Here is a 303-nt window from a genome sequence, read left to right as displayed (position 1 = left end):
CGCGAGCTGCATCGCCACGGCGGTGGAGGAATGTTTCCGCACCGAGGTGAGGATCTGCTTCAGCGCGGCCTCGGCGGCATCGCTGTAGAGCCCGAGGCAGCCCGGCGTGATGCGGCCGATCGCCTCGACATGGGTCGCCTCGATGCAGAACATCGCCGCGCCCGACAGGCTGAGATTGTTGATGTGGGTGAAGTGCCAGTCGGTGGGGACGCCGTCCTCGGCCGAATATTGGCACATCGGCGACACCACGACGCGGTTCTTCAAGGTCAGGCCGCGCAGCTTGATCGGGGAAAACAGGGCGCT

1 protein-coding gene is annotated in these 303 nt (G+C 65.7%); it reads right to left on the bottom strand.

Annotated elements, in window-relative coordinates; translation table 11 throughout:
• Positions 1 to 303 (bottom strand): oxidoreductase (locus AC0L3P_RS40270; protein ID WP_473309496.1); only part of this gene is annotated, 303 nt, incomplete at both ends.

Source organism: Bradyrhizobium sp. WSM4874, from assembly GCF_055811835.1.
Note: the sequence above shows the minus strand (reverse complement) of the source record. Positions and strands in the feature narration are given on the sequence as shown.